The sequence below is a fragment of the Spirochaetia bacterium 38H-sp genome (assembly GCA_039023545.1).
Lineage (GTDB): Bacteria > Spirochaetota > Spirochaetia > Winmispirales > Winmispiraceae > Rarispira > Rarispira pelagica.
In genome coordinates this window covers 473,139-489,212 of sequence record JBCHKQ010000001.1, presented here as the reverse complement: position 1 = coordinate 489,212, position 16,074 = coordinate 473,139, and the positions used below count along the sequence as shown (strand labels likewise).

11 protein-coding genes are annotated in these 16,074 nt (G+C 39.9%); 3 read left to right on the top strand and 8 right to left on the bottom strand.

Translation table 11 applies throughout. From position 1 onward, the window contains the following. Positions 1-175 precede the first annotated feature (175 nt). The 5 genes from WKV44_02135 to WKV44_02115 are packed head-to-tail and all read right to left on the bottom strand — an operon-like array spanning position 176 to position 6,727. The gene (locus tag WKV44_02135) at positions 176-2,461 is read right to left on the bottom strand and encodes an ATP-binding protein (protein ID MEM5947334.1); all 2,286 of its coding nucleotides are present in this window, start codon (positions 2,459-2,461) and stop codon (positions 176-178) included. A gap of 37 nt (positions 2,462-2,498) precedes the next feature. After that, positions 2,499-3,230 carry a YdcF family protein gene (locus WKV44_02130; GenBank protein ID MEM5947333.1) on the bottom strand — a complete coding sequence of 244 codons (732 nt, stop codon included), beginning with the start codon at positions 3,228-3,230 and terminating at the stop codon, positions 2,499-2,501. A 1-nt stretch (position 3,231) separates the two neighbouring features. Beyond that, positions 3,232-4,407, bottom strand: a complete 1,176-nt coding sequence (locus WKV44_02125) for a TraB/GumN family protein (protein MEM5947332.1) — start codon at positions 4,405-4,407, stop codon at positions 3,232-3,234. Next, a complete protein-coding gene (locus tag WKV44_02120) occupies positions 4,407-5,363 on the bottom strand; it encodes a DHH family phosphoesterase (GenBank protein ID MEM5947331.1) in 957 nt (318 codons plus the stop codon). Before WKV44_02120 ends, WKV44_02125 begins: the two co-directional genes overlap by 1 nt. Before the next feature lie 2 nt (positions 5,364-5,365). Continuing rightward, positions 5,366-6,727 carry a tetratricopeptide repeat protein gene (locus WKV44_02115; protein MEM5947330.1) on the bottom strand — a complete coding sequence of 454 codons (1,362 nt, stop codon included), beginning with the start codon at positions 6,725-6,727 and terminating at the stop codon, positions 5,366-5,368. A gap of 86 nt (positions 6,728-6,813) precedes the next feature. Between WKV44_02115 and WKV44_02110 the strand changes: the two genes are divergently transcribed. After that, positions 6,814-8,634 (top strand): hypothetical protein, encoded by a 1,821-nt coding sequence (locus WKV44_02110; GenBank protein ID MEM5947329.1) that lies wholly within the window; start codon positions 6,814-6,816, stop codon positions 8,632-8,634. 57 nt (positions 8,635-8,691) lie between these two features. Here WKV44_02110 and WKV44_02105 read toward each other — a convergent pair whose 3' ends face one another. Continuing rightward, positions 8,692-10,191, bottom strand: a complete 1,500-nt coding sequence (locus WKV44_02105; GenBank protein MEM5947328.1) for an FGGY family carbohydrate kinase — start codon at positions 10,189-10,191, stop codon at positions 8,692-8,694. Between the two features lie 126 nt (positions 10,192-10,317). Then, entirely contained in the window at positions 10,318-12,279 is a 1,962-nt protein-coding gene (tkt, locus tag WKV44_02100) for a transketolase (GenBank protein MEM5947327.1), read from the bottom strand. Positions 12,280-12,369: 90 nt separating this feature from the next. Between tkt and WKV44_02095 the strand changes: the two genes are divergently transcribed. Further along, positions 12,370-12,783 carry an inorganic pyrophosphatase gene (locus WKV44_02095; protein MEM5947326.1) on the top strand — a complete coding sequence of 138 codons (414 nt, stop codon included), beginning with the start codon at positions 12,370-12,372 and terminating at the stop codon, positions 12,781-12,783. A 145-nt stretch (positions 12,784-12,928) separates the two neighbouring features. Further along, entirely contained in the window at positions 12,929-14,017 is a 1,089-nt protein-coding gene (leuB, locus tag WKV44_02090) for a 3-isopropylmalate dehydrogenase (GenBank protein ID MEM5947325.1), read from the top strand. Between the two features lie 35 nt (positions 14,018-14,052). Here the strand turns inward: leuB and WKV44_02085 are convergent, their stop codons facing one another. After that, complete coding sequence (locus WKV44_02085) at positions 14,053-16,074, bottom strand: hypothetical protein (protein ID MEM5947324.1); 2,022 nt, start codon at positions 16,072-16,074, stop codon at positions 14,053-14,055.

Below are 16,074 nucleotides of genomic sequence, written 5' to 3'. Positions count from 1 at the left end.
TGATTAAAATATTATTTTATCTGTTATAGAAATATTTTATTATATACGCATATAAGATATTGGGAAAATACTTGTCAGTTTCCCCTGTAAAGTTACTTGCTGGGGTTATTTTATATAATAGTGTAATGATAAATAGTATTATATACCTATGATTCCATAACAGCTTATTTTAAATCTATATTATGCGCCATTTTTTAAGCAGGTTTCTAATATCTTCTAGATGAACAGGCTTTGCAAGAAGATCGTCAAATCCTTTTGAAATAAAAGAGTCCTTGTCCTCAGGAAGAACTTGCCCTGTTAATACTATAAGAGGAGTTTCAGAATTGATTTTTATATTTCTGATAGCATTAGCTGTCTCAAGTCCGTCCATTTCTGGCATGTTATAATCCAAAAATATTATGTTGTATTTGTTTTTTGTTGCAAGCTCTATAGCGGTTTTCCCAGTATCTGCATTATGTACAAGGATATTGTTTCTGATAAGCATTTTTTCCACAACTTTTCTGTTTTCAGGATTATCATCCACAACCAGAGCCATAACCGCTTTTTGCAAAGAACCTTGCTCTTCTTTTTCTGTATTCTCTATTTTTTCTACATACTGGGATGTAAAAGCAATGTCTTCCTCTTCTATAGTCTCATCCAAATCTGTTTTTTCAAAAGGCATAAGCATGGTAGTATTGTTTCTATCATACTCAAAGGGGATAACAACGTTAAAAATAGTGCCTTTTCCTTCTCTGCTATGCAATTCGATATAGCCATGTAGAAGATTTACAAGGTCTCTGGCTATGGAAAGCCCAAGTCCAGTGCCGGGGAATTTCCTTGTGCTTCTCATATCAACTTGATGGAACCTCTCGAATATTCGGTCTTGCTCCTCTAGAGGTATTCCTATACCTGTGTCAGATATCCTAAAAACAAGAGTTATTTTACTTCCTGTCTCTTCTTTTTTTATAACTTCAATTTTAACTTCTCCCTGTCGTGTAAACTTCAAGGCATTGCCTGCAAGATTGAATAGTATTTGAGAAAGCCTTGCACCATCTGTAAGAAGTATTGCGGGGATTTCTTCTCTTACAACGAGTTTAAAAACTATATCTCTATGATATACTTGCGGATACAGGGTTTTATAGACATCTTCCAGAACTGTTTTTATGTCGCAAGGCCTGATATCAACTTTTAATTTTCCCGATTCCAAACGAGAAGCATCCAGAACATCATTGATTATTGTAAGAAGATTTTCTCCAGAAGATTTTATTGTAGCAAGATAACCTTTTGCCTGCGGGCTTAGTTCTTCCGAAAGCAAAAGTTCGCTCATTCCTATAACACCGTTTAACGGTGTTCTAAGCTCATGACTCATCATAGCAAGAAAGGCGCTTTTTGCCTTTGTTGCGTTTTCTGCCTCTTCTTTTGCTTTTAACAGCTTTTCCTGGGTTTCTTTTATCTCCTGAGAATCTATCAAGATGGCATTGATAAAAAATGTACCAACCACGTTAGCAGTCATACTGGTATACAGAGTAAACCATCTGCGTCCTTTTTTTGTATTAAGTTGGACATCTATACTCACAGGTTCTTTGCTGCTTGGCAGCCTTTTAAGCATACTAAGCACATGTCTGAAAGTTTTTTTGTCCAAGAACATAAGAGTATAGAAGGGATTGTTTTTTAATCTATGGATTTTCTCCCCAAGGATCTCCTCGGCTCTTGCCCCTATATAACTGTAATATATGTTACCAAGAGCACTTATCTCAAGCTGAAAAATTATACCAGGTATGTTTTCTAGGAGAGAAGCGCTTCTTTCCTCTATTTTTTGCAATTGGATATCCGACCTTGCGGCTTTAAGCATAAAATTAAGAAAGGTGCTTATAAACAATGTTCCTACAAGCCCATAGAAAAAAAGGAGTATAGATGCAGCAATAATGCCGACCGGATCCATAAGAAGAGAAAAAAGATTGCCGATATTACCGGAAAAAAGCTGTCTGCGAGAAAGAAGAGTCATTACTATTGCAAAAGATACTGCATTTAAAAATCCTGCAAACAAAGTATTAAGAGGATTGTATCTTACAATAGAAGAAAATACAGAGCCAAAGAACATTATATACAAAACTATAACGGCAGAAGGAAATGGAAAATTGGACAGAAAGACAAGAAAAGAAGCACTAACAACTATGGCATCGATAAACACGGATAAATACGGAATTATACCCAATTCTTTCTTTGCTATATAATACTCTACAATTATTATATGGACTACGGAGATAAGCATTAGGGAAATGAGATATCCATGGACATCCGTAATAAAATAGCCCTGTTCTATAAAATATCCTATCAGAACAATACTAAGTATTATTACTATGCCTATTCTTACCCTATTAACAAAACGCTCTCCATTTAGAACCTCATTTTTAACAGAAGGGAAATGTGATAATTTTTCTCTTAGGGCAATTCCAGAAAATATACCAATGATTTGTCTCACCACTTAATCCTATTAGCAGTAAGATAAAAGGTCAAGTTTAATTATATCTTAAGCTATACCATAAATAAGCAATATATTCTCTTAGAGCAATGGATGAGGATTCAAAGGAAGTAACAGAAGGTAAAAAAATCATATAAAGAGGTAAGTCATAACGGATTCTGTAATCACATGGAGCAGGGATTACTTCTAGACCATTTTTCTTAAATGACCAAATTGCTCTGGGCATATGGAAGGCCGATGTAATCAAGATTATTTTACTATTATTGGGAATTATTTTTGCCATATTTTTTGCATTTTCCCATGTATTTTTGCTTTTATCTTCCGTATATATTTTGATTCCAAAATTTCTTACATATTCTGTCATAACCAAAGATTCCGCAGATGAGTTTTTGTAGACAGCACCTCCTGTTATATAAAGAGGTAGCCCAAGCTTTTTTGCAAGATAAGCTGCATAGAGAAGCCTGGAAGAAGAGGATGCAGATGGCTGTTCTACAGAAACAGGCCCAGAAGAACCTCCTCCTAGAACAACAATGCAATAAGCATCGGAAGGTATTCTTAAAAGTTGTTTGGGCTCAAGAGGAGATAGAACAAAATTGGAGAATAAGGGGGTAGAAAAAAGATAAATAAAAATAGCAAACACACCGATAGTTGCGGCTGTCCGAGTATTACCCCTTGTTTTCTCTTTCATTGCATAAAAAGCTAGAAGTACTATAAAAATTCCGGGAGGTAGGAGAAAAGCACTTATCACTCTTGAAAGAGTAAAAAGCATACTATCCTGCCAACAATCCAGAAAGCCAGGGGATACCAATAAAAGTACCTATGGAACTTCCCACAGAAGAAAGAAAGAAGACCATAAGAATCTTTGTCACCCTGTTTTTAAAGAATCCTTTTATACTTGTTATATCATCGTTTATTCTCTCCAAGTCCTCCACTCTTGGCTTTCTGAGAGAAGCCTCAACCAATCCTGTCACCATACCTACACCTACAACAGGAGTAAGAGAAGTAAAAGGAGCACTTACAAGCCCTGCAAGTATTGTAAGGGGATGTGCACCTGCTACGAGAGAACCTATTGCAGCCAGTACACCATTTACGGCAAACCAGAGAATAAACATATTAAAAGCATGGGCAGGACCTTTTATAAAAAAGCCAGCAACAATAAGACCTATTACTGCAGCGGGTATCAACCATGGTAAAAAAGATGTTAATTTACTTTTGGGAGGTATTTTTTCCAATTCTTTGAGTTCAGGCATATGTCTTTCATCTGCAAAAGATTTTATACAGGATATTATACCCGGCATATGGCCCGCTCCAACAACAGCAACTGTTTTCTTGCCCGGAGACTGCCATATTTTTGTTGCCAGATAAGTATCTCTTTCATCAATCAAAACTGTCTTAACATCGGGAAGATAATCGGCAAGCTCTTCCATCATAGAATTCAAAGCATCTTGTTCCTTGAGCTTTTTCAATTCTTCTTCCGAGATCTTCTCATTGCTAAAAGCAGAACCAAGCAATGCAGCAAGAAGCTTGTTCTTTCCCCAAAAAGATGTCTTTGCCCACGCCCGCTTTAAAGTAATCTGAATATCTCTATCGCATAAATAATAAGGAATATTCTTACTCTCTGCCAGCTCTACTGCAGCTTTCATCTCATCACCAGGATTTACCCCTGTCTCAAGCCCCATTCTTTTTTGAAAAGAAGAAAGAACCAAGCTTGCAAGCAGCATAAAACCCTGCCCCTGTTTTATTATCTTGAACACATCTAGTTTTGACCATCTGTTTTTATCCTTAAGAGTCTCAAGCCGTCCCGCATCTATTTCAACACATATGGAATCGGGATTCTCATTTTCTATCATATTTCTCACATCATCAACACTTTCCTGTGATACATGAGCCGTACCAACAAGGATTATCTCTCTATCTCCAAAAACCACCCTTTCTATGCTGCCCATTATTTACTCCTTACATAATCCAGACATCTATCAAAAATAAAATTTTCTCCCGGCCACATGTCTGCTTTTATAAAGCCTCCTGCCATATTGACATGACCTCCACCGACTCCTATTTCTCGAAGAATTGTTTGTATGAAAACACCTGCAGAATTATTTTTATCCTCGCTTCTTACGGATACTTTATAACCTTCTTTGTGCTTACATATACCAACAACAAGGGTTATTTCCTCCAATTTTATTATAGTATCAGCGATTATGGCAAGAACTTCCTGTCTTAATTCTTCATCAAGATAAAAAAAAGCCATAAACTTATAAAAAACCAGCTTTTCTAGAGCTCTTTTTATCAAAGGAACATCGGGAATTATCAAGCTATTGTTAGCCGTGGAAGAAGCCTTTTCCAAACTTCCGTAGTTGTTTAAAAAACTGATAGCTTCAATATCATGGGAAGAAACTTTTCTCTTTAGAAAATCTGTATCTACAAATATGGCAGTCAGAAGTAGAGTAGCAACTTCTTCATTGGGCTTTAAGGATAAGTCCTGCATATAAGAACAGACAATAGTAGAACATGCTCCATAGTCAGGCCTGATATCGGAAATAAGACTTTTTGTAGAAAGAGTTTCATGATGATCTATAGAAGCAATAACAGTTCCAGGAAGAGAGATAACATTAGAATTTCCATAGGCAGCATCGACAACAAGAAAATAAGAATCCGATGTTATATTTTTATCATCCGGAGTATAGTACTGTAATTCTAGATCAAGACATCTTATTGTTTCAACAAGAGATGGACTCTCTATCTCTCCATGATAAAGAATTACAGAAGGAATATTGTATTTCTGCAATATCCAGCACAACCCAACAGCAGATGCAATGGAGTCATAATCAGGATAACTATGGGAGATTATATATATTTTTTTATCTTTGCCAGAAAGTTTCTGTAATATGCTGCTTATCATATCTACTTTTTATATTTTTCCAGTTCAAAAAGGGCCAATCTTCCCTCTAGATTTCTAAGAGGGAGATAATCTGCAACTTGCTGATAATAAGTCTGAGCAAGCCTCTGGTGTCCTTCTTCTTCTGCCATAAAACCTAGATAGAAATACACTCTTGTTTTTTCTGTCTTATCATCCACCATCTTTAGATTGTTAAGAACAAGAGCATCACCTTTACCTTCCATGTAATAACGCATTAGATAATAATAGATGGAATCTCTCGGGATATTTCTTATATAGCTACTAAGAAACTTTATGGCATCGTCTTTTCTTCCTGCCTTTTTATATGAGGTGGCAACAAGAAGAGGAAGTCCATAATCTTCCGAATAAACTTCAATAGTCTTTTTAAACCATTCTGCTGCATCAGAATAATTCTCCGTAAGATATAAATCCACAGCAAACGGCAGATATACATAATAATAACTCTCTTTTAGGGAGAGGGCTTTTTTATAATCTTCTGCTGCCTTAGCAGGCATATTCTTACCATCATAGATCCTTGCTCGATAAACATAAGCAAGAAAATTAGAACTATCCAACATTATGGATTTGTTTAAATCATCCAGCGCAGCTTCTACGTCTCCGGAAGATATATATATCCTGGCTCTATCATAATAGTGCCAGGCATATCCCGGATCCAAATCTATTGCTTTGGATATATCTTTTATGGATTCTTCATAATTATCCTGCATCTGATAAGCACGAGCCCTATCGGCATAGGGAAAAGAGTAAGAAGGATCTTTTTCTATTGCCTTATCAAGCATACTTATCGCATCAGCAGGCCTTTTTGTTCTAAGATAAACATTGGCAAGTCCCACAAGTGCAACAAAATTATCCGGTTCCAAGTTGAGCGCTTTTTTTAGATTTTTTTCCGCAGTTGTATATGATTTTTTGCTGAGATATAACTCACCAAGGGCTGCAAGAGCACCGGCATGTTCCGGATTAAGCTCCAGAACTTTTTTTAAAAATCTTTCCTGCTCAGCTATATTGCCGGAAGCACTTTCTATCAAAGCAAGAGAATACCATGCATCTATATAATCAGGATACTCGGAAAGTATGGATTCTATCTCGGCCTTGGCTTCATCGGTATCTCCTGCCATGAGAAGAAGATTTACATATAAAAGCCTTGTCTCGGGATCATCTGGTTTTTCCTGATTTGCTTTTTCATAAGCAGCAATTGCTTCTTCAGGTTTTCCGAGCTCCACATAATAGCTTATTGCCTGGTAGGTCTCTTCCTCTTGAGGAAATTCCTGTTTTATAGGTCCTGTGGTCTTACAAGAAAAAAACGATACCGCCAAAAAAAGCACAGCCAAAAGTCTTATATACCGCATAATATTCCTCCTGATGGTATCAGAAAAATATACCTGCTGTGATATCATTTGACAAGGCAAGCTAGCTACTGCTAGAATGCCCAACAATGATAGAAATAAAAAAACACTGGTATAAGTTACTCTTTACTCCTGCCTGTCTTATTTTATTTCTTGTTATAGCTATAGTCTCATTTTCCGGCGGCAAGGTGGTAACAACCAAGCTAGGACAACTAGCAATACAGATAAGAGAAATACCGTCACAGGATGGAACAGCACAGCTTGATCAGATAAACATACTATATAAAGGTCTTAGCTTTAAAATATCCAGGAAATTTCCTATCGTAGCTTATGATACAAAAGAAAAACCGATGGCTTTGTATCCCATATCATACAAGGAAGATTCTTCATCTTTCTATATAAATCTCAACGCAGGAGCAATGATAAAACTCAGAACAGGTGCTACAGACACTATTCTGGAGCTAAACATTCCATCCAATCTTAATCTCTCCAGAATAGATTTTCCTTTTTCTGCATCAGGCTTAAAAATAGAAGGAAGCTCAGATATACCTGTTTTGGCTCTCAATCCTCAGGGAGAAGACGAATTCTTTTTAAGCCTCAGCGGAAACTCAAAAATAGATATACCCGGAAAAAAGCTCCTGATAGTTCCGGGCATTTCCGGTAAAGCAAGTATAACACTGGGAGTCCCTTCCGGTGGTAAATCGGTCTTTGTATTCTGGTACAGAACTCAAGGCAGAGAAATTACAGAGAGACAGTTTAAAGCAGGCCTTAAAGACTATATGGACAAGTCTTATCAGGGCTTTAAGAACAGATTGGATACAGAAAATTTGCTCTGGTCATACAACGGTGAAAAAGACTTAAGACCGGAAACTATCATAGCATATGCCGCAGAATCCATAGAAAGAGAACAGTATCCCGATATACAAGAAACACTGTCAAAAATAGCAGACTCAAAACCGGAAAAAAGCGGATTTTTTCCTGTCGTATACACGGGAAATCTTCAGTACAGAACAGAAGAATTTTATTCTAAACTTAACAAAAACAGAGCAAATATCATAAGAGACCTTAAAAACGGAAATTTTGACTCTCTAGTCTCCTTTTATGATATATTTGACACGCTTATCATAGATGGAAGCCCTTATCTTGCAAAAGCAGTCCAGGATGCCATAAATGCTTTATCTGAGGATAATATCTCCCCAAAAATATTTGCTTCTCTTGTAAGACTTCTTATAAAACAAAAACAGTCGCAATTTTCTCTCTTAGACGTATCAAAAATAGAGGATATAATAGACAATTATATCTTTAAAAGCATAAAGCTGACGCAAAGGGGGCTTTTCTTTATAAACAATGAAGGTAAAGCTGATATGATGATAAGTATAGCAACCGGTGCGGCTCTTACACAGGAAGCAGAAGAAACAGGAGATGAAAATCTAAAATCAATAGCAAGAGATCTTATACTATCATCCATAAAGATGTCAGATGAATATGGCAAAATTCCCGAGAAGCTAAATCCCAACACAGGGACAAAAGAGGGAACTATTTTCCCAGAAGATATATATCCTCTTATAAAGTCAGAGACAAAACTGCCAAGAACAACTATTATTGCTAAAGACGGTAAGATAAAGGGGTGGATATTTAGCCTTGTATCTATAGAAAATATAAAAATATCCGACAAAGAAGAGAGCTTTGAGTTTGATTTTCCTGTCGGATGGATTCATCACATGGTTATAAATGGCGTACGAGAATACAAAAGACTGGAAATTCTCAAACTTACATGGAGAACAACTCGATTGTTTGAGCAATACCCTATGGGCGCTTATTTTACTCCGGAAAACAGAACATTATACATAAAGTATCAACATAGGGATACCCGAGAACGGGTGGTTATCAGCTATCAGTCGGAAGAATAATAAGATTGAGCCCGCATTGTGGCGGGCTCAAAAATCCCCGAGAAGGTCTTTCTATAATCAAGAAAGCATATTCTCTAATGTTTTTTTCCATTCTTCATAAAGCTCTTTATATCTCTTGGCTAGAGCATAATCAGGTTCTTCTTCTTTTTTCTTTTCCAAACCCACAAAAGCCTGTTTATAATCCGAGTAAATCCCTGCTCCCACTCCTGCTCCTCTGGCAGCACCTTCAGAACCGTCCGTAGAAAAGAGTTCTATACGTGCATCGCTTACATTGGAAAAAACTTCTCTAAAAACAGGACTCAAAAACATATTGGCTTCACCTGCTCTTACGACTCCAACGGGCATTCCCATCTCCTTCATTATTTCCATTCCATAAGCTAATGCAAAGGCTATTCCCTCCTGCCCTGCCCTCAACAGGTGAGCTCTGCTGTGTATGTTAAAGTTGAGTCCAACTATGCTTGCTCCAAGGTTGCGGTTTTCTAGTGTCCTCTCAGCTCCATTCCCATATGGATACACTTTAAGCCCATGGCTTCCAGGTTCTACGGATTGTGCAAGGTTATTGAGTTCTTGGTAATCAATGTTGCCATACCGGTTGTCCGCAGTATTCTGCTTGAGCCATCTGTTGAGTATTCCGGTACCGTTGAGACACATGAGTACCCCGTAACGTCTGGAGTTCTCAGAGTGATTGACATGTACAAAGGTATTTACTCTGGACCGTTTGTCATAAGCAGGGCTGTCGATCACTCCATACACTACTCCGGATGTTCCTGCCGTAGCTGCTATCTCGCCAGGATTGAGTACAGCAAGAGAAAAAGCATTGTTGGGTTGGTCACCAGCTCTGTAGGAAACGGGAATTCCAGTAGGAACAGATAAAAGCTCTGCAGCTTCTTTTGTAAGTTCTCCCTGCACGGCAAAACTGGGAACAATCTCGGGTATAAAATCCTCCGGTATACCGTAATAATCAAGTATTTCTGTCGCAACCCTGTTCTCTTTGGCATTCCATAGTATGCCCTCACTAAGGCCAGAAGGGGTTGTAACTATCCTCCCCGTCATCTTGTAGGCAATATAATCGCCTGGAAGCATTATCCTGTATATGTTTTTAAAGACATCAGGTTCGTTTTCTTTAACCCATGCAAGCTTGGAAGCTGTGAAATTACCGGGAGAGTTTAAGAATTCTCTAAGGCAGAATTCCTCTCCAAGATCTTTGAAGGCTTTTTCTCCATATGAGACAGCTCTGCTGTCGCACCAGATTATGGAATCTCTGAGTGTTTTTCCTGTCTTGTCAACAATAACAAGTCCGTGCATCTGATAAGATATCCCTATCGCAGAAACTTCTTTCATCCTCTTTGCATGCTCTTTTGCAATTCTTGCAGAAGAAAGCTTTACGTGCTCCCACCATGTGTTGGGATCTTGCTCTGCCCAGCCTGGCTTAACAGCTTTTATATCCAGCTCTGTCTCAGGAGAGGTGGCAGAAGCTATCCGCCTTCCTGTTTCAGCATCAATAAGAGAAGCCTTTACGGATGAGCTTCCCACATCAAATCCCAGTAAATAGGCCATAGGTTCTCCTTATGCTTTCTTTCTTTCTTATGATTATAGCACATTTAAAATAGTTTTGCAAACTTTTTTAAAAAGTCTTTATATAAACGCCGTGCCGCGTATGCGGTACGGCGTTAGGTATAGGTTTTATTTTTCTATGGCATTAAGAACTGTATCCACTGTAAGTCCCATGGCTTCTGCAACTTTTGCTCCGGGTCCGGATAGCCCAAACCTGTCAAGTCCAACAGAACTGCCGCAACCTACAGAGAAAGCCTGCCAGCCGGATGTAACTCCTGCTTCTACTGTAACGACCTTTGCTCCAGAGGGCACAAGACTGGCAAAGAAGGATTGTCCCTGTTCAAGCATTAGCTCACGGGAAAGCACGGATACAACCCTGACCTTTTTTGTACTCTTTTTTGCAGCTTCTAGGGCAAGAGAGACTTCTGAGCCCGTGGCAAGCACAACAACTTCTGGGTTGTCCGCATCGAGTACGGTGTATGCTCCTTTTTTTGCAGCATCCTTCCAACCTACAGGTTTCTCAATAACAGGCAACCCCTGCCTTGTGAGAGCAAGCACACATGGTCGATTCTTAGAGGACAGTGCAAGTTCCCATGCAAGGTTGGTCTCTTCTGCATCGGCAGGTCTCAAAACAATCAGGTTAGGAATTATTCTTAGGGATTCTATGTGCTCTATGGGCTGATGTGTCGGTCCGTCCTCACCTACAAAGATGGAATCATGGGTAAAAACATATATAACAGGAAGCCCCATGAGGGCGGCAAGCCTTATGCTCGGTCTCATATAATCAGCAAACACGAGGAAGGTTGCACAAAAGGTCTTAAGCCCACCATAGAGAGCAATACCATTGGCAATAGCGCCCATAGCATGTTCCCTCACTCCGTAGTGTATAGTACGTCCACTTCTGTCTACTGCAGAAAAATCGCCATATCCGGGCATTGCAGTATTATTGGACGGAGCAAGATCAGCAGAGCCACCAATCAAGTTGGGTATAGAAGCAGCTATAGCCTGTAGAGCCTTGCCGCTTGCCTGTCTTGTGGCAAGCTTATCCCCAGGACCATAAGAAGGAAAATCTATCTTATCTATATCAGGCTCGGAAAAAAACTTTTCCCATTCTGCCTTTTTATCAGGATTTTCCTTTGCCCATTCTGCAAAAAGTCTCTCCCAGTCCTGTCTTTTTTTCTGCCATTCCTCACGTTTCTTCTCAAAATAAGCAACAGCCTCTGGTGCAACATAGAAGCTTTCTCCTTCAGGAATACCAAGAGCCTTCTTTGCAAGTGCAAGTTCTTCTTCTCCTAGGGGAGCACCGTGAACCTCACTAGTACCCTGTTTGTTGGGAGCGCCCTTACCTATGGTAGTCCTGAGAATAACAAGACTAGGCTTATCAGAAACAGACTTGGCCTTGTCTATAAGAGAAGCAATTTCATCTATAGAATGTCCATCTCCCTCAAGTACATGCCAACCATAAGCAGAAAAGCGGGCTGCAACATCCTCTGTAAAAGCAAGCTCTGTTTTACCTTCAATCGTAATATTATTGGAATCATAAATAACAATCAGCCTTCCAAGCCCCAGATGACCCGCAAGAGACGCAGCCTCAGAAGAAACCCCTTCCATGAGACAACCATCACCAGCGAGAGCATAAGTATAGTTATCTATAATCTTATGCTTGTCGGTATTAAACCTCGCAGCAAGATGCTCAGAAGCTATAGCCATACCAACAGCATTAGCAAAGCCCTGTCCAAGAGGCCCTGTAGTAGTCTCCACACCATCTGTATGCCCGTACTCAGGATGCCCCGGTGTCAAAGACCCAAGCTGCCTAAACCCCTTGATATCATCCAAGCTAAGCTTGTATCCTGCAAGAAAGAGGAGAGAATAGAGCCACATGGAACCATGCCCCGCAGAAAGCACAAAACGGTCCCTGTTAATCCAACCTGGTGCAGAAGGATCTATATTGAGTACACTGCCAAAAAGCACCGCACCAATCTCAGCAGCTCCCATAGGAAGCCCCGGATGTCCCGACTTTGCAGCCTGCACGGCATCCATAGAAAGACTCCTCACGGAAAGAGCAATCTTTTCCAGTGCCTTTTTATCCATAAACAACTCCTTGTCAGACTTTCAAAAGGCTTAATAAAAAACTATTTAAAAGCCTTTTGTATACAATTTATACCTATAGGATACAATGATATGAAAAACTTGACTAGCCCTGAGAGGCAAAACAATCCCTATTTCTGGGAAGATTTGCAAGAACTTTTAAAAAGATCTGACATTATCATAGACAGACCTCGAGGCTTCATACACCCAGACTACCCGGACTTTACCTATCCCCTGGATTACGGATACCTTGCCGGCACAGGAGGCAGCGACGGCGCGGAAGTTGACATCTGGCTTGGCAGCACTGAGGACATCACACTCAACGGCATACTCTGCACAACCGACACCCGCAAAAAAGAAGCAGAAATAAAACTCATCTGCTCATGCACCCCCCAGGAAATCTCACTCCTCTGGCAAATAAACAACCAGGAAGGCATGCATGCGATCTACATCCCCTGCCCCTTTGAAAACCCCATAAGAAAAAGACCACATACCGAACGGGCTTAGCCGCAGCAAAAAAAAGCAAAACATACAAAGAGCTGCGGCAAGCCCTGCCTGCGGCATACAAAACAACACATCAGCATAAAAAAGCACATTAACAAGCCCCCGTTAATATGCTATCCTCGACACATAAAAAAACACGGAGGCAACAATGGCAAAAACATACAAGATAGCAGTACTACCTGGAGACGGGATAGGCCCAGAAGTGATGAAGCAAGCATTAAAAGTGCTGGAGAAACTACAAACAATTTACGACTTCTCACTAGAAACAGAAGAAGCAGACGTGGGAGGATGTGCAATAGACAAACACGACACCCCTCTACCTGACAGCACAATAGAACTCTGCAAAAAAGCGGATGCAATACTCTTTGGTTCTGTAGGCGGCCCCAAGTGGGAAAACCTCCCTCCAGAAAAACAACCAGAAAGAGGAGCACTGCTTCCTCTCAGAAAAATGTTTGACCTTTTTTCCAACCTGAGACCTGCGATAGTCTTTCCTCAGCTTGCAGACGCATCCCCGCTAAAAGCAGAGATAATAGGCAAAGGATTTGACATACTCATAGTAAGAGAACTGACAGGCGGCATATACTTCGGTCAACCCAAAGGAAAAGAAAAAGACCGCGGTTTTGACACCATGCTTTACACCAGAGAACAGATAGAGAGAATCGCACACAGCGCATTTAAAGCTGCAGAAAAAAGAAACAAAAAAGTCTGCTCTGTAGACAAAGCCAACGTACTCAGCACAATGGTATTCTGGAGAGAAACAGTAACAGAAATTGCAAAACAATATCCAGATATAGAACTGAGCCACATGTATGTTGATAACGCAGCAATGCAGCTCGTAAAAAACCCCGGACAATTTGACGTGCTTCTCTGCGGCAACATGTTTGGCGACATACTATCAGACGAAGCCGCCATGATAACAGGATCACTAGGAATGCTGCCAAGTGCAAGCCTGGGAGAAAAAACCACAGACAACGGTGCAATATTTGGACTCTTCGAACCTGCGGGAGGTTCTGCACCTGACATAGCAGGAAAAGGAATAGCAAACCCCATAGCACAAATACTCTCCGCTGCCATGATGCTCATTTACGGCCTCGGGCAGGAAGAAGCAGGCAACAGAATATTTAAAGCAGTTGACAAAGTACTTACAGAAGGATACAGAACAGCAGACATCCACAGTGAAGGCTGCAAAAAGGTAGGCACAGAAGAGATGGGAAACCTGATAACACAGGCACTATAATAAAAACAAGAGGCTGTCAATATGGCAGCCTCTTCCTACTCCGGAATAAACATGTCTATACTGGTACCATCAAGATGAGAATTAAAAAGCATATAACCCTTATGACGCTTTAGAATCTGATAGGCAACGGGCATACCAAGGAGCTCAACAGAAAAACCAGTCTTTTCATAAGGCTTAAAAATCCATCTCACCTCTTCTTCGGATATAAAAAGAGAGCGAGCAAAAATACTTATACAGATATAATCACCCTCAGGCGCACCATAAACAGGCCTGTTGCCTGACATAAAAATTCTGACCTCAACACGCGAAGAAGAAAGCCGGGCAAAAATAAAATCAAAAACATTACAAAGAGCATGAGAAAAAAGTGTCTCATCAAGCTTCAACTCTATGGAAGGATCGGAGATGACATCCACCCTCTTTCTTCTCTCATCCGATAGAGAAGAAAGAGCAGACGAAAGAATAGAGCTTAGAACAACATTCTCCGGTCTAAAAGACATGCCATTGGAAAAAGCAAGAAGCTGTCGGCTTATCTTTCCAGCACGGGCAAGCTCGGACAAGATGGCATCAACCCTGTTATTATCAATCGAAGAAAGCTCTTTGTCCCTTATCAACAAATCCAGATTACCCTTGATACCCGTAAGAATATTGGAAAAAGAATCAGCAACAGAGCCTAGGACATTACCCATAGTCTCCAAAAGATACATCTTGTTTAACTCATCACTTACAAAATCTCTGGAAACAGTAAGAAGAAGAAGCAGCCTGTTGCTATCAGGCAGCATAACCATAACCCCCTCTACAGGCTGAGTTCCATTATCGGAAAAAACAGAATAAGAAACAACAACCTGCTTTTGCCCTCCCTTGAGAACTGCCACATCGTTTTCAAAGGCAGAAGGCTCCGCAACCTGAGACGGAAAAGAATCCCCCTCCTCAAGGTTTATAAAATAGGAAGCAAGCTGCCCACCCTTTTTGAGCACCTTACCAGAAGCCTCCATTACAATAAAAACAAGCGGTATAGGAAAAGAGATAGCACCAGCTCTTTCTATAAGCCCCTTTCTGACAGCAGCATCTATAAACGATATCTCATCTTCATAGCTGTTATCGCCTTTTTTCTCTGCAATAACAGAAGATGTTATAACAAGCTTCCTGAGAGGCAAAACAAGATGCAAATATATTCTGCTGTTCCATACACTATAGCCTATAAAAACAAGTACAGAAAAAAACCACAAAGAACCTGCAAGAGGCCACAACATGGATAAAAAATCCACCTTTTTTACTCGCGTTATAACAAACATGGAGATATCATCCAGCCATTTAAAAGAAAAAAACCAGCTTATACCTTTTTTATCCGTGTAAGAGCCAATCCCGTAACCCCTTGAAACCAGGAATTTCTCATAACCAGCAGAATTCTCGTCAAAATCCTCTGATAAAAAAGGATACCCCAGAAGATCCGTAAAAAAGATATCCACATTAAAAGCAGAGTTATAACCATAAAGTGCCCGTTTTCTAAACTCAGTCATATCCAGATAGAAGACAAGAGCCCTATCCGAGTTGGGTACTATATAGATATAGACACAAGCAGGCTCAAAAAAGACAGGAGAAAAATAAACACCATAAGTAAAAAGTTCACCAGTTTTTTTTACAGCAATATGCTTATAATAAGGCTCTCTCCATAAAGCAGCCTTATGGAACCTCTCATCCGTAGAAAAAAGGCTGATTCCTGCTTTGGTAATCAACACAGCAGAAGAAAATACTCCGGAGTCAGAGACAATACTCTCTAATGCAGTAGAAATAACATCATTATCCGAGGAAGATAGAATATCTCTCATACCGGGAATAGAAACCAGCATTTTTGCTTCGTAGTGACCTTGGACAACAAGCTCTGTTGCCTCTGCCTCTGCAACACGTATAGCACGCTGCATATTGAGAGCCATATAATATCTTGCATAGAAGACAAGAAGCCATAAAGCCAGGATGTTAGCTATAATAATTATTGAGGCAACCCAGAGTCGGGTTCTCTTAAAAAAGCGGTCTGTTTTTTTAAAAAGCTCCTGTTTCAA

Coding starts and splice junctions, on each gene's coding strand:
- tkt (MEM5947327.1), bottom strand. CDS start 12,279: ATGGATAAAAAGGCACTGGAAAAGATTGCTCTTTCCGTGAGGAGTCTT.
- WKV44_02115 (MEM5947330.1), bottom strand. CDS start 6,727: ATGCGGTATATAAGACTTTTGGCTGTGCTTTTTTTGGCGGTATCGTTT.
- WKV44_02110 (MEM5947329.1), top strand. CDS start 6,814: ATGATAGAAATAAAAAAACACTGGTATAAGTTACTCTTTACTCCTGCC.
- WKV44_02105 (MEM5947328.1), bottom strand. CDS start 10,191: ATGGCCTATTTACTGGGATTTGATGTGGGAAGCTCATCCGTAAAGGCT.
- WKV44_02120 (MEM5947331.1), bottom strand. CDS start 5,363: ATGATAAGCAGCATATTACAGAAACTTTCTGGCAAAGATAAAAAAATA.
- WKV44_02130 (MEM5947333.1), bottom strand. CDS start 3,230: ATGCTTTTTACTCTTTCAAGAGTGATAAGTGCTTTTCTCCTACCTCCC.
- WKV44_02125 (MEM5947332.1), bottom strand. CDS start 4,407: ATGGGCAGCATAGAAAGGGTGGTTTTTGGAGATAGAGAGATAATCCTT.
- WKV44_02095 (MEM5947326.1), top strand. CDS start 12,370: ATGAAAAACTTGACTAGCCCTGAGAGGCAAAACAATCCCTATTTCTGG.
- leuB (MEM5947325.1), top strand. CDS start 12,929: ATGGCAAAAACATACAAGATAGCAGTACTACCTGGAGACGGGATAGGC.